Origin of the sequence: Limosilactobacillus pontis DSM 8475, assembly GCF_001435345.1 — a bacterium.
In the GTDB taxonomy this organism is placed as follows: domain Bacteria; phylum Bacillota; class Bacilli; order Lactobacillales; family Lactobacillaceae; genus Limosilactobacillus; species Limosilactobacillus pontis.
On sequence record NZ_AZGO01000026.1, the window covers coordinates 1 to 22,534 of the forward strand.

Annotated in this window: 26 protein-coding genes and 1 other annotated feature; of the genes, 25 read left to right on the top strand and 1 reads right to left on the bottom strand. The window is 56.8% G+C overall.

Going from position 1 to position 22,534, the window contains the following annotated elements:
* Positions 1 to 26: 26 nt before the first annotated feature.
* The 15 genes from FD34_RS01490 to recN all read left to right on the top strand — a co-directional run bounded on the left by FD34_RS01490 (position 27) and on the right by recN (position 10,773).
* Positions 27 to 359 carry a TetR-like C-terminal domain-containing protein gene (locus tag FD34_RS01490; RefSeq protein WP_057806101.1) on the top strand — a complete coding sequence of 111 codons (333 nt, stop codon included), beginning with the start codon at positions 27 to 29 and terminating at the stop codon, positions 357 to 359.
* A gap of 110 nt (positions 360 to 469) precedes the next feature.
* Positions 470 to 539: a sequence feature (ribosomal protein L21 leader region), on the top strand.
* Between the two features lie 13 nt (positions 540 to 552).
* Positions 553 to 861 (top strand): 50S ribosomal protein L21, encoded by a 309-nt coding sequence (rplU, locus tag FD34_RS01495; protein ID WP_057806103.1) that lies wholly within the window; start codon positions 553 to 555, stop codon positions 859 to 861.
* A gap of 15 nt (positions 862 to 876) precedes the next feature.
* Positions 877 to 1,200 (top strand): ribosomal-processing cysteine protease Prp, encoded by a 324-nt coding sequence (locus FD34_RS01500; protein ID WP_057806104.1) that lies wholly within the window; start codon positions 877 to 879, stop codon positions 1,198 to 1,200.
* A gap of 23 nt (positions 1,201 to 1,223) precedes the next feature.
* Positions 1,224 to 1,505, top strand: a complete 282-nt coding sequence (gene rpmA, locus FD34_RS01505) for a 50S ribosomal protein L27 (RefSeq protein WP_057806106.1) — start codon at positions 1,224 to 1,226, stop codon at positions 1,503 to 1,505.
* A 63-nt stretch (positions 1,506 to 1,568) separates the two neighbouring features.
* Positions 1,569 to 2,645 carry a M24 family metallopeptidase gene (locus FD34_RS01510; RefSeq protein ID WP_057806108.1) on the top strand — a complete coding sequence of 359 codons (1,077 nt, stop codon included), beginning with the start codon at positions 1,569 to 1,571 and terminating at the stop codon, positions 2,643 to 2,645.
* A 2-nt stretch (positions 2,646 to 2,647) separates the two neighbouring features.
* Complete coding sequence (locus tag FD34_RS01515) at positions 2,648 to 3,322, top strand: 2'-5' RNA ligase family protein (RefSeq protein ID WP_057806110.1); 675 nt, start codon at positions 2,648 to 2,650, stop codon at positions 3,320 to 3,322.
* Between the two features lie 101 nt (positions 3,323 to 3,423).
* Positions 3,424 to 3,870: an Asp23/Gls24 family envelope stress response protein gene (locus tag FD34_RS01520; protein WP_057806112.1), complete on the top strand. Its 447-nt coding sequence runs from the start codon at positions 3,424 to 3,426 to the stop codon at positions 3,868 to 3,870.
* Positions 3,867 to 4,277, top strand: a complete 411-nt coding sequence (nusB, locus tag FD34_RS01525; protein ID WP_057806114.1) for a transcription antitermination factor NusB — start codon at positions 3,867 to 3,869, stop codon at positions 4,275 to 4,277. Before FD34_RS01520 ends, nusB begins: the two co-directional genes overlap by 4 nt.
* A 132-nt stretch (positions 4,278 to 4,409) precedes the next feature.
* Positions 4,410 to 5,273: a bifunctional 5,10-methylenetetrahydrofolate dehydrogenase/5,10-methenyltetrahydrofolate cyclohydrolase gene (locus tag FD34_RS01530; protein WP_057806116.1), complete on the top strand. Its 864-nt coding sequence runs from the start codon at positions 4,410 to 4,412 to the stop codon at positions 5,271 to 5,273.
* Positions 5,260 to 6,600 (top strand): exodeoxyribonuclease VII large subunit, encoded by a 1,341-nt coding sequence (xseA, locus tag FD34_RS01535; RefSeq protein WP_057806118.1) that lies wholly within the window; start codon positions 5,260 to 5,262, stop codon positions 6,598 to 6,600. The genes FD34_RS01530 and xseA overlap by 14 nt, the downstream gene beginning before the upstream one ends.
* Positions 6,600 to 6,890, top strand: a complete 291-nt coding sequence (locus tag FD34_RS01540) for an exodeoxyribonuclease VII small subunit (protein ID WP_057806120.1) — start codon at positions 6,600 to 6,602, stop codon at positions 6,888 to 6,890. The genes xseA and FD34_RS01540 overlap by 1 nt, the downstream gene beginning before the upstream one ends.
* A 3-nt stretch (positions 6,891 to 6,893) precedes the next feature.
* Positions 6,894 to 7,769: a polyprenyl synthetase family protein gene (locus FD34_RS01545; protein WP_057806122.1), complete on the top strand. Its 876-nt coding sequence runs from the start codon at positions 6,894 to 6,896 to the stop codon at positions 7,767 to 7,769.
* A 12-nt stretch (positions 7,770 to 7,781) separates the two neighbouring features.
* Positions 7,782 to 8,606 carry a TlyA family RNA methyltransferase gene (locus tag FD34_RS01550; protein WP_057806125.1) on the top strand — a complete coding sequence of 275 codons (825 nt, stop codon included), beginning with the start codon at positions 7,782 to 7,784 and terminating at the stop codon, positions 8,604 to 8,606.
* Positions 8,607 to 8,616: 10 nt separating this feature from the next.
* Entirely contained in the window at positions 8,617 to 9,072 is a 456-nt protein-coding gene (locus tag FD34_RS01555) for an arginine repressor (protein WP_057806128.1), read from the top strand.
* A 12-nt stretch (positions 9,073 to 9,084) separates the two neighbouring features.
* Positions 9,085 to 10,773, top strand: a complete 1,689-nt coding sequence (recN, locus tag FD34_RS01560) for a DNA repair protein RecN (protein ID WP_057806130.1) — start codon at positions 9,085 to 9,087, stop codon at positions 10,771 to 10,773.
* 66 nt (positions 10,774 to 10,839) lie between these two features.
* On the opposite strand, the gene FD34_RS01565 is transcribed toward recN, so the two are convergent.
* Positions 10,840 to 11,172: a hypothetical protein gene (locus tag FD34_RS01565; protein ID WP_057806131.1), complete on the bottom strand. Its 333-nt coding sequence runs from the start codon at positions 11,170 to 11,172 to the stop codon at positions 10,840 to 10,842.
* Positions 11,173 to 11,337: 165 nt separating this feature from the next.
* Here FD34_RS01565 and gmk point away from each other — a divergent pair, with 165 nt between their 5' ends.
* The 10 genes from gmk to rpe all read left to right on the top strand — a co-directional run bounded on the left by gmk (position 11,338) and on the right by rpe (position 22,449).
* Positions 11,338 to 11,958 (top strand): guanylate kinase, encoded by a 621-nt coding sequence (gmk, locus tag FD34_RS01570; RefSeq protein WP_057806133.1) that lies wholly within the window; start codon positions 11,338 to 11,340, stop codon positions 11,956 to 11,958.
* Complete coding sequence (gene rpoZ / locus FD34_RS01575; protein WP_057806134.1) at positions 11,955 to 12,173, top strand: DNA-directed RNA polymerase subunit omega; 219 nt, start codon at positions 11,955 to 11,957, stop codon at positions 12,171 to 12,173. Before gmk ends, rpoZ begins: the two co-directional genes overlap by 4 nt.
* 117 nt (positions 12,174 to 12,290) lie before the next feature.
* Positions 12,291 to 13,487 carry a bifunctional phosphopantothenoylcysteine decarboxylase/phosphopantothenate--cysteine ligase CoaBC gene (gene coaBC / locus FD34_RS01580; RefSeq protein WP_057806244.1) on the top strand — a complete coding sequence of 399 codons (1,197 nt, stop codon included), beginning with the start codon at positions 12,291 to 12,293 and terminating at the stop codon, positions 13,485 to 13,487.
* Positions 13,488 to 13,496: 9 nt separating this feature from the next.
* Positions 13,497 to 15,920 carry a primosomal protein N' gene (gene priA, locus FD34_RS01585; protein WP_057806135.1) on the top strand — a complete coding sequence of 808 codons (2,424 nt, stop codon included), beginning with the start codon at positions 13,497 to 13,499 and terminating at the stop codon, positions 15,918 to 15,920.
* A gap of 15 nt (positions 15,921 to 15,935) precedes the next feature.
* On the top strand, positions 15,936 to 16,889 hold the full coding sequence (gene fmt / locus FD34_RS01590; RefSeq protein WP_057806137.1) for a methionyl-tRNA formyltransferase: 954 nt from the start codon (positions 15,936 to 15,938) through the stop codon (positions 16,887 to 16,889).
* Positions 16,882 to 18,216, top strand: a complete 1,335-nt coding sequence (rsmB, locus tag FD34_RS01595; protein ID WP_057806139.1) for a 16S rRNA (cytosine(967)-C(5))-methyltransferase RsmB — start codon at positions 16,882 to 16,884, stop codon at positions 18,214 to 18,216. The genes fmt and rsmB overlap by 8 nt, the downstream gene beginning before the upstream one ends.
* Before the next feature lie 15 nt (positions 18,217 to 18,231).
* On the top strand, positions 18,232 to 18,972 hold the full coding sequence (locus tag FD34_RS01600; RefSeq protein WP_057806141.1) for a Stp1/IreP family PP2C-type Ser/Thr phosphatase: 741 nt from the start codon (positions 18,232 to 18,234) through the stop codon (positions 18,970 to 18,972).
* A gap of 2 nt (positions 18,973 to 18,974) precedes the next feature.
* A complete protein-coding gene (gene pknB / locus FD34_RS01605; protein WP_057806145.1) occupies positions 18,975 to 20,891 on the top strand; it encodes a Stk1 family PASTA domain-containing Ser/Thr kinase in 1,917 nt (638 codons plus the stop codon).
* A 16-nt stretch (positions 20,892 to 20,907) separates the two neighbouring features.
* Entirely contained in the window at positions 20,908 to 21,783 is an 876-nt protein-coding gene (rsgA, locus tag FD34_RS01610) for a ribosome small subunit-dependent GTPase A (protein WP_057806148.1), read from the top strand.
* Positions 21,784 to 21,795: 12 nt separating this feature from the next.
* Entirely contained in the window at positions 21,796 to 22,449 is a 654-nt protein-coding gene (rpe, locus tag FD34_RS01615) for a ribulose-phosphate 3-epimerase (protein WP_057806152.1), read from the top strand.
* The last annotated feature ends 85 nt before the right edge of the window (positions 22,450 to 22,534 follow it).

The following is a 22,534-nucleotide window of genomic DNA, read 5'->3' on the forward strand; positions in this document are numbered from 1 at the left end:
CTTGATGGGTTTTTCTGTCCACTTAAATGTTCAACTTAAATTTTACAATCTGCCATGATGAAAACAATAATGGTTTCTACGAGCGATTCTATAACCGCTTAGCCAACTACTTAACCACTTATGGTAACGTTATTACAGATAATCAGAAACAGCTTGAGGTTCCTTTAAATTTGCAGATTTCCTTCATCGGTTCGGCATTTCTTGGTCTGATTAGTCACTGGCTTGAGGACGGGATGATCTACACGTCCCGTTACATGACCCAGAGCACCGCCAAGATGTTCAACCGGTTAAACAATGACGGGGCATCGCTTGTGGGCTTCTTTAGTGGCGAGAGGGACTCAGTCGTTGAAGAGATTTGACCCCGAGAAGTTGTTCGGCAGCCGTTATTGTGACGGCTGTTTTCTTTTGCAATTTTTTCATTGACGGACGCAGTAAAATTTGCTATCATACAAACGTTGTATTTGTGAACCAACAACTACAACCGCGCGCTATCAAGTCTAAAGCATTTGCTGCTTGATTCGGCGAGTCTTAGATACTAAGGAGGTGCACAATATGTACGCAATTATTGTTACTGGTGGCAAGCAATACAAGGTTGAAGAAGGTAAGTCAATCTTCGTTGAAAAGCTTGATGCTAAGCAGGGTGACAAGGTAACCTTTGACAAGGTTGTCCTGGTCAGTGGCGACGATACCAAGATCGGTACTCCATTCGTTGATGGTGCAGCCGTTGAAGGTACTGTTGACAAGCAAGGTAAGGAAAAGAAGGTTGTTACCTTCAAGTACAAGCCAAAGAAGCACACCCACACTAAGCAAGGTCACCGTCAACCATACACCAAGGTTACGATCAGCAAGATCAACGCTTAATGCGGAGGTGAGACAATGATTCGGGCTCATTTCAACTTAGATTCGGATCGGCGGATCACCGCATTTCAGATCACCGGCCACGCCGATGCTGGTCCCTATGGCCAAGACATCGTGTGTGCGGCGGTTTCGGCATTATCGATCTCCGTCATCAACGGCCTGGACAAGCTTGTTCAGGCGCATCCGGTGATTGAGAGCGATAATGATAACGGTGGCTTTCTCAAGGTCACCGGTCTCAGGAGTGATCATGACAGTCAACTCCTGCTAACGACCCTCCTGAATGGCCTGCTGGACATTCAGGAGAGCTATCCTGATAACATTGAAGTTAAAATGTTAAACTAGTTCATTGCTGGAGGTGAACAACTATGATTATGGATTTGCAATTCTTCTCCCACCACAAGGGGGGTGGTTCCACTGCCAACGGTCGGAACTCAGCTGGTCGTCGTCTGGGGACCAAGGCTGCTGATGGTTCAGTAGTTACTGCTGGTTCAATCATCTACCGTCAACGTGGTACGCACATCAACCCAGGTGAAAACGTGGGCCGTGGTGGTGACGATACCCTTTACGCTAAGGTAGCCGGTGTTGTTAAGTTCGAACGCATGGGTCGCAGCAAGCGGAAGGTATCTGTTTACCCAGTTGCCGAATAAATGATAAAGAAGCACTGCCTTGCGCGGTGCTTTTTTTGTACAACCAAAAATGGAGGATTCATAATGACACGAATCGAACGCCTGCAAAAGCGCCTGCCCAAACTTTACATTGATGCCTTCCTGGTGACCAGCCATGATAACATCTTCTACCTGACCGGCTTTGACCTAATGGAAGGGGACGGCTACCTGCTGGTGACTGCTAACGACGCCATCATTGTCTCCGATGACCGCTACCAGTTGGCCCTGGAGGAATTCGAAAACGATGAGGTGGTGGCGACGATTACCCGAGACTACTACGGTGCCCTCAACCGGATCTGCCAGGCCCTCAAGGTGACCGTCCTTGGTTACGAGGATACGATCTCCTACCGGCTCTATGACATTCTGGACGAGGTGATGGTGGCCGACATCGTCCCCTTCACCAACCTAGTCGAGAAGATGCGGATGGTCAAGGACAGCGGCGAACTAGTCAAGCTCCAGCGGGCCGCCGACCTGCAGGCCCAAGGCTATCAGTACATCCTGGGGCAGGTCCATCCCGGGATGACGGAGCGCGCGCTGGCTAACCGGCTGGACTTCTGGATGAAGGAGCACGGGGCCAGCGGGGCCTCCTTCCCGACAATCATAGCCAGCGGGGCAAACTCGGCCAAGCCACACGCCACGGCAGGAAACCGGGTGATCGCTGACGGGGATGTGGTTACCCTAGACTTCGGTTACTTTGTCGATGGCTACACCGCCGACATGACCCGGACGTTTGCGATCGGGTCGATCGACCCCGAGCTCCGTGACGTCTACGAAATTGTCAACACCGCCCGCCAGCAGGTGATCGACCATATTCATGTTGGGATCCACGGTGACACTCTGGACGCGTACGGACGTCAGCTGATTGCTACGGCTGGTTATGGTGATGAATTCAACCACGGGATGGGGCACGGCATCGGCCTGGCGGTCCACGAGCTGCCAGCCAGCTATGGTCCTGCCACTACAGATGTCAAGCTCCACAACAATGAGGTGGTCACGGTCGAGCCGGGGATCTACATTCCTGAGATCGGCGGGGTCCGGATCGAGGACGATGTCGTGGTGACTCATGGCGGCTCCCGGGTGCTGACGACGGCCCCGACTGACCTGCTGATTGTGGGGGACTGACGATGGACGGCCTGCACGAACTTTATGCCAAAATTGACCGGCAGGGACGCCGAGCCCTGGCTGACCATCAGGAGGACGTCGATCCTTATCTGACCGCAGCCACCGATGACCGGTGGGGGCTGGCCCTGATTCTCCGCCTGCCTGCCCACGTCTCTCGTAACATCACCTTTGTCCTGCAAACGTTGCGCGCCGCGGAACCGGACCTATACTGTTATCCGGCCGCGGACATGCACATCACCGTCATGGACATCATCGGCGCGCGCCCCGGCCTACACCTGTCGTCCCAACAGCTGGCGCGCTACCGGCAGGCGGTCGCCGCGACGGTGGCGGGAAGCCCGGCAATCGACTGGCACCTGGCGGGACTAGTGTTGAGTCCGGGAGCCGTGATGGTTAAGGGCTACTATTCCACCGCGTTGCAGATGATACGTGAGAAGCTGCGGACTAACTTGGCTCAGACTGGATTGCCGGTTCATGAACGCTACCAGACCCGGTCCGGGCACGTCACGGTGGCCCGCTTTGCTCACCCGTTGCACGACCCGGCAGCCCTGGTTAGGTTGGCTAACGCTGACCGGACGCTGGCCTTTGGCAATTTCACCAGTCACCGGGTTGACCTGGTCATCCATGACTGGTACAACCACCGGGTTCGCCCCGTGGCCACGTTTACCCTGACGGAATGATCCGGGAACATTGATTTTTGTCCCTGTTTAGTGCAAAATAGAATAAGTAATCTAAAATTGGGCTGGATAGCCCGATGACGAAGAGAAGTGGAGGACTAGTAATGGCAGAAGATTCAAGAATTATCCTCAACAATGATGATCAGTCCCTCGGCACGATCCAGATTGCCCCACGTGTACTGGAGATCATTGCGGGGATTGCCGCTAGTGAAGTCGACGGTGTTTCGAAGATGTACGGGACGTTTGCCAACAGCGTCAGTGAACTGTTGGGCCGTTCCGACTTTCGGCGTGGCGTGAAGATTGCCAACGACCAGGACGAACTGTCGATCGACGTTGACGTCTATGTCGAATATGGTGTGTCTGTTCCTAAGGTGGCCGGCTTAATCCAGGAACGGATCAAGCAGCAGGTGGCCCTAATGACCAGCCTGAAGGTCACCGAGGTCAATGTTCACATTAAGGGCATCGTGGCGGCGGTTGAAGACCAGGCCGTCGATCCGGATGATATTTTTGGCGAGAAGAAGGACAACGAAGAAGCGGGGGATCACGAATGAGTTTAAATCGACACCAGGTTCGTGAGGAGGCCTTCCAAGTTCTGTTTGCCCTGCAGACGGACGCGGACGCCGACCTTGCGACGATTTACCAGTCCATCCCGCACCATGACAAGCACCAAATCCCAGAATACCTGAAGACCCTGGTTGAAGGGGTCAATGAGCATCAGGGAGAGCTTGACCAGGAGATCAGTTCTCTTCTGGCCGATAGTTGGACGATCGACCGTCTTGCCAAGCCTGATCTGGTTATTCTGCGTCTTGGGTTGTTTGAAATGCAATACGTGGACGATGTACCGACGGCGGTGGCCATCAACGAGGCCTTAGAGCTTGCCAAGACCTTCAGCAATGACAAGTCGCGCCGGTTCATCAACGGTGCTTTAGGAAAGTTTGAACGTCAATTAGCAAACTAAATAGGAAAGGGGTTGTGACGAAACAATGTTTTGCTGCAACCCCTTTTTAGAGATTTCAGCGGGCCCTTTGTGACCCCTGGTGAACATGGTAAAATAGGCAGTGGCATTTAATTTTATGAAGGGGGACTTTTAATGGCAACAGTGATTGACGGCCGTCAGCTGGCCACGGAGTTGAACCAGGCGACCGCCAAACGGACCGCTAAACTCGCCACACGTGGGATTACGTCGGGGATCGTGGTGATCCTCGTCGGTGATGATCCAGCCAGCCTCATTTACACCCGGAACAAGCATCGCCGGGCGGAGAAGATGGGGATTAGGTCGGTGCTTGAGAAGCTTCCGGCTGACGTCGATCAGGCGACCGTGATGGCCGCCATTGACCGCTACAATCAGGACGACACGATCGACGCCATCCTGGTTCAGGAACCGCTGCCGGCCCACCTGGACGGCTTGGCGATCACCAACGCCATCCGGCCTGATAAGGACATCGACGGCCTCCACCCGATCAACCTGGGGAAGCTCTATGCTAATCAGCCGGGACATTACCCGGTGGCCTGCACCCCGCGCGGTGTCATGACCATTCTCCGTCACTACAATGTTGAACTGGCCGGAAAGAACGCCACCCTCGTTGGCCGCAGCATTCTGGTCGGCAAACCCCTGGCGGCGATGCTGGATAACGCGAACGCGACGACCACCGTGGTCAACCGGTACACGCCGAACCTGAGCAAGGTCACTCGTCAGGCGGACATCCTGGTGGTGGCGGCGGGCAGTCCCCACCTGATTACGAGAGAAGACGTCAAGCCCGGCGCCGTGGTGATTGATGTCGGAATCAACCGCCTGCCGTCCGGAAAGTTGACCGGGGATGTCGACTTTAACGATGTGCGCGACATTGCTAGCCTGATCACACCGGTACCCGGTGGGGTCGGTCCGATGACGATCGCCAGCCTGATGGCGCAGACGGTCGACCTGGCAGAATGGAGGCAGCATGGACAGGAGTAAGTATTTAACGGTCAGTCAGCTGACCCGCTACCTGAAACTCAAATTTGACCGTGACCCCTACCTGCAGACCGTCTACCTGACCGGGGAGCTGTCGAACTTCCGTCTCCGTCAACGCCACCAGTACTTCAGTCTCAAGGACGATAAGGCGGTAATTGACGCGGTTATGTTTGAGAGTAAGTTCCGTCAGGTCAAGTTTCGTCCCGAGGAGGGGATGAAGCTTCTGGTTGTTGGTCACGTTGGCTTATATGAACGTAGCGGCCGTTACCAAATCTACATTGATAAGATGGAGCCGGATGGGGTCGGCTCGCTCTACGTGGCCTTTGAACAGCTTAAGAAGAAGCTGAGCGCCGAGGGCCTCTTCAGCCGGCCAAAGAAACCCCTGCCGCAATTTCCCAAGCGGATCGCGGTGGTCACCAGCCTCGATGGGGCGGTGATTCGGGACATCAACACGACCGTCCGGCGGCGCTACCCGATTGCGCAGGTCGTCCTCTACCCAACGGTGGTCCAGGGTGAGAAGGCGGCGGCCGATATTGCCTGCCAGATTAACCGGGCTAACGAGCGGGGAGACTTTGATACCCTGATCATCGGTCGTGGTGGGGGTTCGATCGAGGACCTCTGGCCGTTTAACGAGGAGGTCGTTGCCCGGGCCATCGCCAATAGCGAAATTCCCGTGATCTCGTCGGTTGGTCATGAGACCGACACAACGATTGCGGATCTAGTGGCCGACCAGCGGGCTGCCACGCCAACCGCAGCTGCCGAGCTGGCCACCCCAGTGCTGACCGATACCCTATTGGCCATTCGGGATAGTCAGAGCCGGTTGGCCAACGCGATGCAGAATCGGATTACCTTTGCCAAAAAGGAGCTGGCCAAACAGACCCAGAGCTACATCTTTCAGCAGCCGACCCGGCTGTATGAGAACTACGCACAGAAGGTGGACCAGCTCACTCAGCAACTGATCCAACTGCAGCAGAACATGTTCGTCAATCGGCGGGCCCAGCTCCAGCAGTTGGCCAGCCGACTCGCTGCCGGCTCGCCACGGCACCGGATTGACCAGCAGTTGCAACTGGTGAACCAGCTGAGCAGGCAGTTGAAGACGGATGCGGCGGCTGACCTTCAGCGGCGTCAGGAGAGGGTCACCGGCCTGATTCGCCAGTTAGACGCCCTTAGCCCACTGAAGATCATGTCCCGCGGCTATACCTATGTCACCAAGAACCAGCGTGTAGTTAACCATGCCAGCCAGCTGGCGGTTGGTCAGGCTGTCCAGCTCCACTTCAGCGATGGACAGGCGCTGGCTGAGATTACTAAGATCAAGGAGCAGAAGAAATAATGGCAAGCAAGAAAGAACCAAGCTTTGAAGAACAATTGGCCCAGCTGCAGGCAATCGTCAACCAGCTAGAACAGGGCAACGTCCCACTGGAGGAGGCCCTAAAGCAGTTTCAGGAGGGAATCAAGCTCTCCAAGGAATTGCAGGGTAAGCTGACTAATGCCGAGAAGACCCTTGGCCACTTAATTGATGACGATGGCAACGAGAAGGTTTACGAGGGCACTGATGACGATCCCAGCAACAACGGTGGTGGCAACCGCGGCTACAGCAGCGGGGACCAGGTGAAGGGCTAAGTCATGGTAGAGACAATTAGTGAACTCAAAACCAGGATCGACGACTACCTGGGTGTCAACCTGGCCGCTGACGTTGACCAGGATACCCTCTACTCATCGGTGCGATACTCGCTGATGGCTGGGGGTAAGCGGCTGCGGCCGGCCCTTACCCTGGCGACAGTACAAATGCTTGGCGGGGCGGTCGATACTGACGTCATGCGCGCAGCGACCGCCCTGGAGCTTCTCCATACCTACTCCCTGATCCATGACGACCTGCCAGCGATGGACGACGACGACCTGCGCCGGGGTAAGCCCACCAACCATTGTCGTTTTGGTGCCGGGATGGCAACCCTGGCCGGGGATGGGCTCTTGACCCTGGCCTTCCAGTGGGTGAGTGATAATAACCTCCCGGCGGCCACACGTGCTGAGTTAACCCTGGCCCTGGCCCAGGCGGCTGGGCCGGCCGGGATGGTCGCCGGCCAGGCCCGTGACATTGAGGGCGAGGGGCAGCAGTTGGACCTTGACCAGCTGCGTTACCTCCACCGCCAGAAGACGGGGGCCCTCCTGCGTTACGCCGTCTTAGCTGGGGGGATTATCACCAACCAGTCGCGGCCGGTCAAGGCGGCCCTGGCCGACTTTGGCGCCCAGTTCGGTCTAGCCTTTCAGATCTACGATGACCTAATGGACGTCTTGGGGACGACTGCCCAGATGGGAAAGGCGGTTCACAAGGATGCCGGCGAGCAGAAGAACACCTACCCTGGCCTGTTGGGAACCGCTGGAGCGAAGGATCAGCTCCACCAGGCACTGGCCGGGGCCCGCGCTGCCCAGACCAAGATCGGCAAGCTGACCGGCCGTTCATTTGCCGGTTACGACCAGTTTTTAGCATATTTCAAATTGTAGGGGAACTGAGTAATGAAAAAAGAACGCGTAGATGTGTTATTAGTTCAGCAGGGGCTCTTTGACTCCCGGGAGCAGGCCAAGCGCTCCGTGATGGCCGGCGAAATCCTGGGTAAGAATAACGAACGGCTCGACAAGCCCGGCCAGAAGATTCCGGTGACGACGACCCTGCACATGAAGGGGCACAAGATGCCCTACGTCAGCCGGGGTGGCTTGAAGTTGGCCAAGGCCCTGAAGGTTTTTGATATCAGTGTCGCCGACAAGACGGTCTTAGATATCGGTTCATCGACCGGGGGCTTCACCGACGTGATGTTGCAAAACGGGGCCAAGCTGAGTTATGCCCTGGACGTGGGGACCAACCAACTGGTCTGGCAGTTACGGGAGGACCCGCGGGTGGTCGTGATGGAGCAGACCAACTTCCGCTACAGCACCCTGGATGATTTCACCCATGGTCAGCCGGAGTTTGCCTCCATCGACGTCTCCTTCATCTCGTTGCGGCTGATCCTGCCACCACTGGCCCAGATCCTAAAACTGGGTGGCTCGGTGGTGGCCCTGATCAAGCCCCAGTTTGAGGCGGGTAAGGAGCACGTCGGCAAGCACGGGATCGTCCGTGATCACGCCGTTCACCGCGCCGTCTTGGAGGAGGTCCTTCAGTTTGCCAATGAGGATCACTTCGACGTGGTGGGCCTGGACTATTCACCAATCAAGGGCGGCCAGGGTAACATCGAGTTTCTGGCCCACCTTAAGCTGACCGACCGGCCGGGAACCGTGTCATCAACGGTTGATATTGACCAAGTTCTGGCGGCGGCCGACCAGGATCTAAATCAAAAGGAAAAGTAGGAAGCTTACTATGAAGAAGGCAGAACGTCAGGAGAAGATTCGGGAGATCATCACGGCGGAAAGCATCGAGCGCCAGGAGGACCTGGTGAAACGGCTGAACGAATTGGGACTGCGGGTCACGCAGGCGACGATCTCACGTGACATCAAGGAGATGCAACTGGTCAAGATCCCGGCTGAAAACGGTGGGTACCGTTACGGCCTGCCGGCATACCATCGGCAGAGCGACGAACGCCAGCTGATGGATGTCCTGCAAGACAGTCTGATCCAGCTACGACGAAGTGATCGCTTCCTAGCCCTCTCGGTTCACCCGGGAAACGGGCCGGTTGTCGCGGCCTTGTTGCGCCGGGTGGACTACTCGACGATTTTCACGACCATTGGGGATGATGCCAGCGTGCTGATCGTCTGCGTTTCGGCCGACGGGGCGGCTCAACTAGAACAGAAATTGAATGAATTAGCAAATGTCTAAGGCGGTGAGCATGTGCTGCAAGAACTGACAATTGATAACCTGGCCATCATCAAGCACCTGACCCTTGACTTCGCTAGTCAGATGACGGTATTGACCGGGGAGACCGGGGCCGGGAAGTCGATCATCATTGACGCGGTCGGCCTCCTCGCCGGTGGTCGGGGGTCCCAGGAATATATCCGGCGGGGTGAAGACAAGCTGAGTCTCCAGGGCCAGTTTGCCATCCCCGCTGACCCCGCGATGGGCGACCTCCTGGATTCGATGGGGATCGACCATGAGGATGGGATGCTGATCATCTCACGGGAGATTCACCGCAACGGCCGCAACATCATCCGGGTCAATGGTGAGCTGATTAACACAACGATGCTGCGCAAGATCGGTGCCCACCTGGTCGATATCCAGGGGCAAAACGAGCACCAACGCCTGATGCAGCCGGAGACCCACCTGGGGATGCTGGACCAATTCGCTGGCGCGGCGGTAACCCCGCTGCTGGCTAAGTATCAGGAACGCTATCGTGACTATGTCAAGCTCAAGGCAGCGGTCAACAAGAAGCAGGCCAACGAGCAGCAGTGGGCCCAGCGTTTGGACATGCTCCGCTACCAGGTTAAGGAGATCAGTGCGGCCGACCTGAAGCCAAATGAGGAAGATGAGCTGACGAGTGAGCGTGACCGTCTGGAGCACTTCCAGCAGATCAACAACGCCCTCCAGCAGGCGGTGGCCACCTTCAATGAGGGGGAGGTGCCAGTCCTCGATCAGATTGCGACCGTGATGGACGCGATTAACGGGATTGCCGATTTCGATGACGCCTATGACCAACTGAGCAAGTCACTCAATGATGCCTACTACGCCCTCCAAGATGTGGCGAACGAGGCCGGTCAGCAGCTGGACCTGCTCGAATTTGATGATGGCCGCCTGGCCGAAATCGACCAGCGGCTGACGACGATCGGTGACCTGGAGCACAAGTACGGCGACCAGGTCAAGGATGTCCTGGCCTATTACGATCAGATCAAGGCCGAGCTCGACGAGATGGAGAGTGCCGCCGACAGTAATAGTGACCTTGAGCAACGGTTGGCGACTGCTGAGGGTGAACTCAAGGAGTTGGGTAAGCAGCTCAGTCAGGTCCGGCAACGGGCTGCCCACGAGTTGGCCAAGCGGGTTCACCAACAGCTGACCGAGCTCTACATGGCCAAGGCGGATTTTGAGGTTCATTTCGCTAACCATAGTGCTGACGAGTTCACGCCAACCGGGATCGATACGGTTGAATTCTACATCCGGACTAACCCCGGAGAGACGATGGGTCCCCTGACCAAAATTGCCTCGGGTGGGGAACTATCCCGGGTGATGCTGGCCCTGAAGACGATCTTTGCCCAGAACGAGGGGGTCACCAGCATTATCTTTGATGAGGTCGACACCGGGGTCAGTGGCCGGGTGGCCCAGGCAATTGCCGATAAGATCAAGCTGATTGCCGCCCACTCGCAGGTGCTTTGCATTACCCACTTGCCACAGGTGGCGGCAGTGGCCCAGCACCACTTCCTGATCAAGAAGGGGGTCCACGACAACCGGACAACGACCCGGGTGACCGCGCTGACCGATCCACAACGGGTCGACGAGCTGGCACGAATGCTGTCGGGGGAGAAGATCACCGCACTGACCCGGGAGCACGCCCAGGAGCTACTTGAGATGGCCCATCCTGACGATAAATAGCAAAAAGCACTCACGACTGTCGATAAAAATGACAATCGTGAGTGCTTTTGTGTCTCTTTGTGGGGATTAGAGGTTGGCGATGTAGCGGATCTGGTCGAAGCCAACCACGTAGCTTGTCTGGTGACTGTTAATAAGGTAGCGGTCGTTGCCCAGTGGTTTGACCTGGCCATAGGTATTGACCGGGTAGCCCTCCGCTGTCTTGGGCATTAGCTGGAAGAAGACCGACCAGTGCGCACTGATGGCCCGGTTGAGGAAAAGCCGCCGCTGGTGAACCGGCTGGGGAGTCAGGAGCCTAACCTGGGGGACGAAGACCGGCTCCGTCGTCATCAGGTGGTGGATTGTCCGGGTCAGGAGTTGTGGAGCGCGCTGAAGTAGGGTTGGTTGATTGACTTGTTGCATATTGGATGCCTCCGAACGTTTGTTTGTGATTATAGTATACGAACATCCGTTCAAAAATGCAAGGGAAAATTATCCCAGGGCAAAAGTCCGGGAGAATGGTTGATTTATCGGGAAGGTTAGTGCATTATAGTAGTAATACGTTAAAATTTGATAGGGAGCAATAGAATGGCAAATCGTGGAATGTTAATTGTCCTTTCTGGTCCATCCGGTGTTGGTAAGGGGACCGTCCGAAAGGCAATCTTTGATTCGAATGGCAATGACTTTCAATACTCTGTTTCAATGACGACCCGCCAGCCACGGCCGGGCGAGGTCGATGGGGTCGACTACTACTTTGTATCAAAAGAAGAGTTTGAACACGAGATTCAGACCGGGGGTATGCTGGAATACGCCAAGTATGTTGACAACTATTATGGCACCCCATTAAAATATGTAAATGAAACGTTGGATTCCGGCAAGGATGTTTTCCTGGAGATTGAGGTCAACGGGGCAATGCAGGTACGGTCGAAGGTGCCCGATGGGGTCTTTATCTTCCTGACACCACCGGACTTAGACGAGCTTAAGCACCGCCTGATCCACCGGGGAACGGACAGCATGGAGGTCATCAACAAGCGGATTCAGAAGGCATTTGGCGAGATCCAGATGATGCAGAACTATGATTACGCGGTTGTCAACGACGAAGTGCCCCGTGCCGTAGAGAAAATTAAGGATATCATCCGGACGGAACGGTTGCGGGTTCCCCGGGTGATGCCACGCTATCTTGAAATGTTAGGAGACTCACAGAAATGATTCTTTACCCATCAGTTGACGAATTATTAAAGCGGATTGATTCTCGTTACTCACTGGTTATGCTGGCCAGCAAGCGGGCTCACGAACTGGACACCGGTTCCGCACCCCTGCTGGATCACTATGAATCCAGCAAGTCCGTTGGTAAGGCCCTCGAGGAGATCCTGGCCGGCAAGGTCACAATTGATCCTGACCACACCGAGGATTTGCAGGACTAACCATAATACTTTAGAAACACACAAGGGGACTTTTCATGCCGGTAGCGGGTGTGAAGGTCCTTTTTTTCTTTTCTCAATGATATAATCAAATGTGAATAAACTGGATGGGGTGACATGATGGCAAGAATAACGGTATATCTTTCGGGAAGCATTGCGGCCTACAAGGGAGTTGAAGTGGTTCGTGGCCTGCAGAAGGCCGGTCACGATGTCCGGGTCGTGATGACTGCAGCCGCTACCAAACTGGTCGGCCCGGCGACACTGAACGCACTGACCAAATATCCGGTGTTGACCGATCTCTGGAATAACCAGGACCGGCCGATCCCGCACATTGAGCTAGCCGACTGGACCGAACTGGCCCTGGTCGTGCCGGCCTCGGCAAACATCCTAGCCAAGATGGCCAACGGAATTGCCGACGATGCCGCTTCGACGACCCTGCTGGCCACGGCGGCGCCCAAGCTGGTGGCCCCAGCGATGAACCGGCAGATGTGGGTGAATTCGGCAACCCAACGGAACCTGGCCCAGCTCAAGCGTGACGGGGTCATCGTTATTGAACCGGTAACCGGTCGTCTGGCCGAGGGCTATGTGGGCCACGGTCGCCTGCCGGAACCGGACCAGGTTGTCGCCCGGGTCCAGGCATTCTTCCACACTCACGGCCTCCTCGCAGGCAAGCGGGTGGTCGTGACCGCTGGTGGAACGCGGGAACCACTTGATCCGGTGCGCTACATCGGCAATCGCTCCTCCGGTAAGATGGGGGTTGTCATCGCCCGGGCCGCCGCTCAGGCTGGTGCCCAGGTAACTCTGATCACCGGCCAGGTCAGTGTCCCCTTGCCGCATGAACCGCAGATCAAGGTGGTGACAGCTCTGACAACTGAGGAGATGTTGACGGCGGTTCAAGCAGCCTTTCGTGGGGCGGATGCCCTGGTGATGGCGGCGGCCGTGGCTGACTACCGGCCGGTCAGGGTGGCCAGCCAGAAGGTCAAGAAGACCACGGGCCACGGTTTACGGACGCTGGAACTGACCGAGACGGTCGATATCCTGAAGACCGTGGCCGCCACGAAACGGCCCGGCCAGCAGGTGATTGGCTTTGCGGCCGAGACTGAGAAACTCCTGACCCACGCCCAGGATAAGCTGACTAATAAGCACGCCGATATGATTGTCGCCAACAGCGTCGCAGGCGATACGGGGGCGTTTGGCCGTGATGACGACCAGGTTATCATCCTCCAGCCGGGACAGGATCCTGAGAAGTGGCCGCGAATGGCCAAGACGGCGGTCGCTCAACGGTTGGTTGCCGCATTAGCAGCGAAGATGAAGTGAGGTGATTGAATGGCAGAACTGGCACAGGTTGTTGTGGACGTGCCGACGATGCAGACAAACCAGCCCTATACCTACCTGGTACCGGCACCACTGGAAAAGCAGCTTCAGGTGGGAATGCGGGTGGCCGTCCCCTTCGGTAATGGTCACCGCCAGGTCCAGGGATTTGTGGTTGGCTTCTCTGAGCACGCCAATTACGATGGTGAGCTGAAGCCGATTGCCGCGGTGATGGACCTCCAGCCGGTAGTAAATACTGAACTCCTCGACCTCAGCAAGTGGCTGGCCGATACCACCTATTCATTCTGGATCTCCTGCCTGTACACCATGTTGCCCAATATGCTCAAGTCCAAGACCCAGCGCTTCGTTCAAGTGGTTGATGAGGTTGACGAGCAGACCTATTTCGACCTCTTCGGTGGCAAGGACGAGTGTGACCTGGCTGAGCTGCAGGGTGACCCGGCCAAGGTCAAGCAACTGTTGAAGCTCCAACGGGCAAAAAAGGTCGAGATTGACTATCGGGTGACCGACCGGGCCCACGCCAAGACGGTAACCGGGATCACCCCCCTATTGAACTTCGAACAATTAGAAGATGCGCGGACGTCATTGCACCCGAACGCCCATGCACAAAACCGCCTGTTATCATATCTACAGAGCATCGTCGGCCAGACCGTCAAACAGACGACGGCTGAACAGCAGGCCCAATTGCGGGCGGCAACATTTAACCAGGGGGCCAAGAAGGGCTGGCTCAAGAAGGTCCCGGTCGAGGTTTATCGCAATCCCTACGCCCAGCTGATTGACGATGACCACCTGGAGCAGCCGTTGCCCCTCAATCCTGACCAGGAAAGGGTGGTGCAAGCCGTCGACCAGGCGATTGATGGCCAACGGAGTCAGACCTTCCTCCTCCAGGGCGTGACGGGCAGCGGGAAGACCGAGGTTTACCTGCAGACGATTGCCCGGGCCCTGGATAAGGGACAGACTGCCCTGATGCTGGTTCCTGAGATCTCGCTGACCCCGCAGATTGTCAACCGGGTGCGGCGGCGGTTCGGTTCCCAGGTGGCGGTCCTGCACAGCGGCCTTTCCAACGGGGAACGCTACGATGAATGGCGGCGGATCAATAGCGGGGACGCCCGGGTGGTGGTCGGTGCCCGTTCGGCGGTCTTTGCGCCGCTGGATAATATCGGGGTGATCATCCTCGATGAGGAACACGAGACCAGCTATAAACAGGATGACATGCCCCGCTACCACGCCCGTGAGGTGGCCAAGTGGCGGAGCAGGTTCCACCACGCCCCATTGATCTTGGGGTCCGCCACGCCGATCCTGGAGAGTCGGGCCCGGGCACTGAAGGGGGTCTACCAACTGCTGCGGTTGCCGCACCGGGTCAACCAGCAGCCCCTGCCGCCGATTGAGGTGGTCGACATGCGGCCCGAGGTTCAGCGGCGCGGCGAGAGTAACTTCTCGACCAAGCTCCTAGAAGAGCTCGACCGCCGCCTGCAGCGCCACGAGCAGAGCATTCTGATGCTGAACCGGCGGGGATTTTCCTCGTTCATGATGTGTCGTGATTGTGGTGAGGTTCTGAAGTGTCCCAACTGTGACATTTCCCTGACCCTCCACCTGGACACCCGGACGATGAAGTGCCACTACTGCGGCCATGAGGAACCAATTCCCCAGGTGTGTCCCAATTGTCACAGCCGCCATATCCGCTACTACGGGACCGGGACCGAGAAGGTGGAACAAGAACTCCACCAGCTCCTGCCTGCTGCCCGGATTATCCGGATGGACGTCGATACCACCCGGCGCAAGGGAATGCACGAGAAGCTCCTCCGCCAGTTTGGCCACCAGCAGGCAGATATCCTACTTGGTACCCAGATGATTGCCAAGGGGCTCGACTTCCCTAACGTTACCCTGGTTGGGGTCCTGAATGCCGATACTGGCCTGGGGCTACCCGACTTTCGGGCCAGTGAGCACACCTTTGACCTCCTGAGCCAGGTTAGTGGTCGCGCTGGCCGGGCTAACAAGCAGGGGCAGGTGATCATCCAGACCTTCAACCCCGGCCACTACGCCATCAAGGATGCCCAGGCCCACGACTACGAGCGTTTCTTCCGCCATGAGATGAAACTGCGCCACCAGGCCGGCTACCCGCCCTACTATTACACGGTTCGGCTGATGGCTAGTCACCCGGAAGAGGCCCAGGCCGCCCGGGCGATGACTTCAATCCACCAGCAATTGGTGGCCAACTTGGCCCCGTCGACCATCATCTTAGGGCCGACACCCCGGGCGATTGCACGGATGAAACGGCGCTACTACTACCAGATTGTGATCAAGTATAAGTATGATCCGCACCTGCACGACCTTCTCCAGCAGATCCTGCAGGAGACACAGCGAAAGGAATTCAAGGATGTCCAGGTCAGCATTGACCCGGACCCGCAATACTTCATGTAAGAAAGGAAAATGACTATGTCAACATCAATTGTTTTTATGGGAACCCCGCAGTTTGCCGTCCCAATCCTCCAGAGCCTGATTGACCATCCCGAATACGACGTCAAGGCGGTGCTGACCCAGCCGGACCACCGGATCGGGCGCAAACACGTCCTGACCGCCTCACCAGTCAAGCAGCTGGCTGAAAAGTACGGCATCGAGGTTCTCCAGCCGGCCAAGCTCGCCAAGAGTCCTGAACTGGATCAAATCATTAACCTCCATCCCGACCTGATGATCACGGCGGCCTATGGGCAGTTTTTACCGACTAAACTGCTGGAAGCTGCCAAAATTGCGGCCATCAACGTTCACGGCTCCCTCTTGCCTAAGTACCGGGGTGGGGCCCCGATCCAGTACGCGGTTATCAACGGTGATAAGGAGACCGGGATCTCAATCATGTACATGGTCAAAAAGATGGACGCCGGGGATGTGATCGCCCAGGAGGCCATTCCAATCGAAAAGGATGATGACGCCGGCACAATGTTTGATAAGCTCAGTATTCTCGGGCGCGACCTCCTGCTCAAGACCCTGCCCGACCTGATCGCGGGCCGGGTCCACCCGGTTGCCCAGGACCCGACCAAGGTGGTCTTCTCACCAAACATCTCCAGTGAACAGGAACGGATCGACTACCGGATGACTGCCGCCCAGATCGACGACAAGGTCCGGGGGCTGCGGCCGGCCCCGCTGGGTAATATGGTCATCGATGGTCTGCGGACCAAGATCTACGATGTGACCCCGCTGGACGAGACGACCGACCGGCCCGCCGGCCAGGTCGTCCGGGCCACCAAGCACCAGCTGGTCCTGGCGGCCGGGGATGGGACGACCTACCAGATTAACCGCCTCAAGCCGGCCGGCAAGCAGGCCATGGACATCACGGCCTACCTCAACGGCCACCAGCAGCTCAAGAAAGGAGTTCAAGCAGTAAGCGATGACTAAGAAGACACAAACGACGGCCCGCGGGGTTGCCCTGACGGCCCTGGAACGAATCCGCCAGGGGGCCTACTCCAACATCGAGCTCGACCAGCTCCTTTCCCGGACGGCCCTCAAGGATAGTGACCGCCGCCTGGCTACCAACATCGTTTACGGGGTCCTCCAGCACCGGCTGACCCTGGAATACTGGCTGCGGCCGTTTATCCACCGGAAGCTGGACTCCTGGGTTGAGACCCTATTATGGATGTCGATCTACCAGTATCACTACCTCGACCGGGTTCCCGACTGGGCGGTTACCAACGAGAGCATCGAATTGGCCAAGCAGTGGGGCAATCCTGGTACCCGTAAGTTCGTCACCGGAGTCCTCCATGCCATCCTCCGCCAGGGCCTAGCTGACCTGGACACGATTGCCGATCCGGCCCAGTGTCTCGCCACTAAGGCCAGCGTACCGGCGTGGATGGTCAAGCGTTTCGTGGACCGGTACGGTCAGCCAACCACGGCGAAGCTCCTGACGGCGATCAACCAGCCGGCCCGCGTGGCCATCCGGGTCAACCCGGCTATCACCACTATGGACCAGGTCATGGCGGCCTTGGATCGGCAGGGGGTCGAATACCGGCCAAGTGAGATTGCCCCGGACGCCCTGGTGATTACCAAGGGGGAGGTCCTCTCCAGTGACCTCTTTGCTCAGGGAGCGATCACGGTCCAAGACGAGAGTGCCATGCTAGCCGTCGACAGCATGGGAGTTCAGCCCGGTGACCGGGTTCTAGACGCCTGTGCTGCTCCGGGTGGTAAGACGGTGCAGGTCGCATCCCGGCTCACCGCTGGCCAGGTCGATGCTCTTGATATTCACCAGCACAAGACCCGCCTGATTGAGAAGAACGCTCGTCGGCTCCACGTTGCCGACCGTGTGGTGACCCACACCCTGGATGCCCGCCAGGTCGATTCGGCCTTTGCCGATTCAACCTTCGATAAGGTCCTGGTTGACGCCCCCTGCAGCGGGATCGGCCTCCTGCGTCGCAAGCCGGAGATCCGCTACAGCAAGCGGCCGGCAGACAGTGACCACCTTCACCAGATTCAGCTGGCAATTTTGAACACAGTCGCGCCAAAAGTAAAAAAAGGCGGTATAATTACGTACAGTACGTGCACAATCCTGAACCAGGAAAACAACGGGACGGTCCGGGCCTTCCTGGCTGATCACCCCGACTTCGAACTGGTCAGGACCAAGACGACACGTCATGTTAAGGGTGATCGAACTTCCGCCACGTTGACGATCCTGCCGTCCGACTTCGGGTCCGATGGCTTCTTCATCAGCACACTCAGGCGGGTCAAGTAGAAGGGAATTCAGATAATGCAAGTTGCCTATCAAACGGATATCGGTCGCCAGCGATCGCAGAACCAGGACCGGGTTACCCAACACACCGACAAGAACGGTAATCACCTCGTCGTGATTGCCGATGGGATCGGGGGTAACCAGAGTGGTGACGTGGCCGCCGAAATGACCATCAAACGGCTCGGTCATCGTTTTAAGGTGGACAGCCCCACCGAACCACTGGAGGCGATCCGGTGGTTTGCCCGGGAGGTCCAGATAATTAACGACCAGATTCTTAAGAAATCAAAAGAGAAAATCAACTACCAGGGGATGGGGACGACGATGGTGGCCGCCATCATCTTCAAAAAGACACTCGTGGTTGCCAACATCGGTGATAGCCGGGGCTACCTGCTGCACCGGAGTACGTTGACCCAGGTCACGATCGACCATTCCCTGGTTAATGAATTGGTAATTAGCGGTGATATCACTGAGGAGGAGGCCTTAGAGCTTCCGCAAAGCAACATCATTACCCGGGCAATCGGGATTTCTAAGGATGCCCAGATTGAGGTTAATCGTTTTGACTTCAATCCGGGCGACCAGCTTTTGATGTGTTCGGATGGGCTCTTCAAGACCGTCGAGAAGCGGGACATGGTGGCGGTCCTTCGCCAGCCGATCTCGCTGAAGGCCAAGTGTGCCCAGCTGGTGGACATGGCCAATTCGGCGGGTGGCCCCGATAACATCACCGTCTTAATTGGAAAAAATGATGACCAGGAGGGTTGATTATGAATCCTGGAGACATAATTGGTCATCGGTATAAGATTATTCGCTTCCTTGGCGAGGGGGGGATGGCAAACGTTTACCTGGCCTACGACACGGTTCTTGACCGGCAGGTATCGGTCAAGGTGCTGCGCCTCGACCTGCGTGACGATCCCAATACCAAGCGGCGTTTTCGACGCGAGGCGATGTCGGCGACCAAGCTCAACGATCCCCACATTGTCGGGATCTTCGACACTGGCGAGGAGAACGGCCTCCAGTACATGGTGATGCAGTATGTTCAGGGGACCGACCTCAAGGCCTACATCAGGGACCACTACCCGATTGCCCTGCCCCAGGTGATTGACATCATGGAGCAGGTCCTGTCGGCAGTGGAGGCTGCCCATGCGCACGGTATCATTCACCGGGACCTCAAGCCACAGAATATCTTAATCGATGAGAATAAAAACGTTAAAATTACGGACTTTGGGATCGCCGTTGCGGTCTCCCAAAACTCCCTGACCCAGACCAACACCCTGATGGGGTCGGTCCACTACCTCTCACCCGAACAGGCGCGGGGCAGCATTGCAACAAAAAAGTCGGATATCTATTCGCTGGGAATTATCCTCTACGAGCTGCTGACCAGCAAGGTGCCGTTTGAGGGGGAAAATGCCGTCTCAATTGCCATCAAGCACTTCCGTGAGGACATCCCGTCGGTGCGATCTGTCAATCCCCATATTCCTCAGCCATTAGAGAACGTGGTGATTCGGGCAACCGCCAAGGACCCGATTGACCGCTACGAAAACGTCAAGCAGATGGCTGACGACCTGAAGACGTCTTTGGATCCATCCCGGGCCAACGAACCGCGGCTGGTGATCGACCATGACGACAACGACGAGACCAAGGTCCTGCCGCTAAACAAACTGCCCCATAACCGCACGGATCGCCAGCAGAGTCAGCCGACCACGCCTGAAAAGACAGCGGCCCAGCAGCCGAGCTTCTGGCAACGTAACCGCCGCCACGTCATGGTGGTAATTAGCCTGATCTCGGTTGCCATCGTGGCCGGGTGCAGCTGGTGGTTTCTCCTCCGACAGGTAATTGTTCCAGATATCGAGGGGCAGACCCCGCTTCAGGCTGAGCAGCGGTTGAAGAAGCAGTCGCTACGGGTTGGTAACATTACCCGGGTGCGTAGCCAAAACGTTGCAAAGAACCACATTATCAGCATGCAACCCGGCCCGAGTGCTAAGGCCCGGGTCAACAGCAGTGTGGACTTGAAGGTCAGCACCGGGGTCAGCCAGCTGAAGATGGGTCAGTATGTCGGTGAGGACTACGCTGAGACCGCCAAGCTACTCCGGCAGAAGGGCTTCCGGGTTCACAAACGAATGGTGTATTCCGACACAGTCGATGCCGGGACGATCACCAAGCAGAACTACCGGCGCGGGACGGTTGTCAAGCCGGGACGCAACATCATCGACTTTGAGGTGAGTGCCGGCAAGCAGAACATCAAGATCCCGGACTTTACTAACCAGGACGTCAGCGTTGTTCAGCAGTTTGCCAACAAGCATAACCTCCAGCTGACGACCCAGCAGAAGAAGTCCAAGACGGTTGCCACCAACCACGTGATCAGTCAGACCCCTAAGGCGGGGATGACCCTCAACCACGGTGACACCCTGACGGTCACGATTGCCAACTCCGGCAACCAGACCAAGACGACCAACATTCAGATTAATATTCCGTTTGATAGTAACGGTGGCCAGCGGGAGAACCGGGTCCAGGTCTACATTCGGGATGCTAACCATAACCTGACGATGGAGTATCAAGACATCACGATCAACCAGGAGACCACCATCAACGTGCCGTTCACCCTCAAGAACGGTCAGACGGGGGCCTATCGGGTTGTCCGCAACGGGCGGACGATCATGAGTGCCACCAACATTACCGGATAAGAAAGCGAGGCGTGTCGTGAAGACAGGAATAATTCAACAATCATTGAGCGGCTTTTATGACGTCATTGCCGATGGGCAGATCTACCGGACGCGGGGACGGGGAAACTTCCGCAAGAAGAAGATCAAGCCGATTGTCGGCGACCACGTTGAGTTTGAAGACGGCTACCTGCTGAAGGTGCTGCCGCGGCGTAATGCCCTGGTCCGGCCGCCGGTAGCCAACGTCGATGCCGCCGTGGTGGTCACTGCCGCCACCCAGCCGGTGTTCTCGGCCAACCTTCTGGACCGGCAGCTGATCGCCCTGGAGCGGCAGGGGATCATGCCCCTGGTCTACTTCTCCAAGACGGACCTGCTGACGGAGGACGAATACCAAGGTATTGCCCAGGTGGCCGCGGGTTACCGGGCGATCGGCTACGACGTCTTCTGTGCCCGTGAACCCTTTAATCGGGAGCAGCTGGCCCAATTGCAGGATGCCTTGACTGACAAGATCGTGACAATGATGGGTCAGACCGGGGCCGGTAAGTCGACCCTGCTCAACCATCTGGCACCCGGCTTGGACCTGGCGACGGGAGCAATCTCCCAGGCCTTAAAACGGGGCCGCCATACCACCCGGAAGGTCAGCCTGCTGGACGTCAATGGGGCCTTGATTGCCGACACGCCGGGATTTTCATCCTATGAGACCTTTGATATGACGGTGGAGGAGCTGCCGGGGCTTTTTCCGGAGATGCGCCGCCTGGCTCCCCAGTGCAAGTTCCGCGGCTGCCTGCACATCAAGGAACCGCATTGTGCAGTGAAAGACGCCGTCGAGAATGGTATAATCATGAAGAGCCGGTATGACGATTACCTGCAGTTTCATGAGTTAATCGCCAACCAGAAACCAAACTATAAGAAATGAGGGAGTTTTAGAATGATTAAAGTAGCGCCATCAATTTTGAGTGCCGACTACGTAAACTTACAGAAGGACATCGAAAAGGTTGACAAGGCCGGTGCCGAATACCTGCACATCGATGTCATGGACGGGACCTTCGTGCCAAGTATTTCTTACGGACCAGGCTTCGTGAAGGCCATCCGGCCAATCACCAAGATGACCCTGGACGTTCACCTGATGGTTGAAAGCCCAGAGCACATCCTGCCGATGTTCATCGACGCCGGCGCTGACATCATCGGGGTCCAGGTCGAAGCCACCCAGCACATTCACCGTGCCCTGCAGATCATCAAGAACGGTGGGGTTAAGGCCGAAGTCGTTATCAACCCTGGTACGCCAGTGGCAATGATCGAACCAGTCCTGCACATGGTTGACCAGGTTCTGGTCATGACGGTTAACCCTGGTTTTGGTGGCCAGAAGTTCCTGCCGGAGACGGTTGATAAGATCGCCCAGCTGAACGCCATCAAGCAGGAGAAGGGCTACAATTTTGACATTGAGATCGACGGTGGGGTCAACAACCAGACCGTTGTCGACTGCTACAAGGCCGGTGCCACGGTCGCCGTAGCTGGTTCCTACGTCTTCAACGCCGATGACCCGGCTGAACGGGTTAAAGCCCTGCGTGACGCAACGAAGTAAATAAAACCGGCTGGCGGGTCTGCCGCTGGTCGTAGTCAAATAGACTTGCTACGCTGCGCTAGACACTAAGGGCGCGCTTACGACG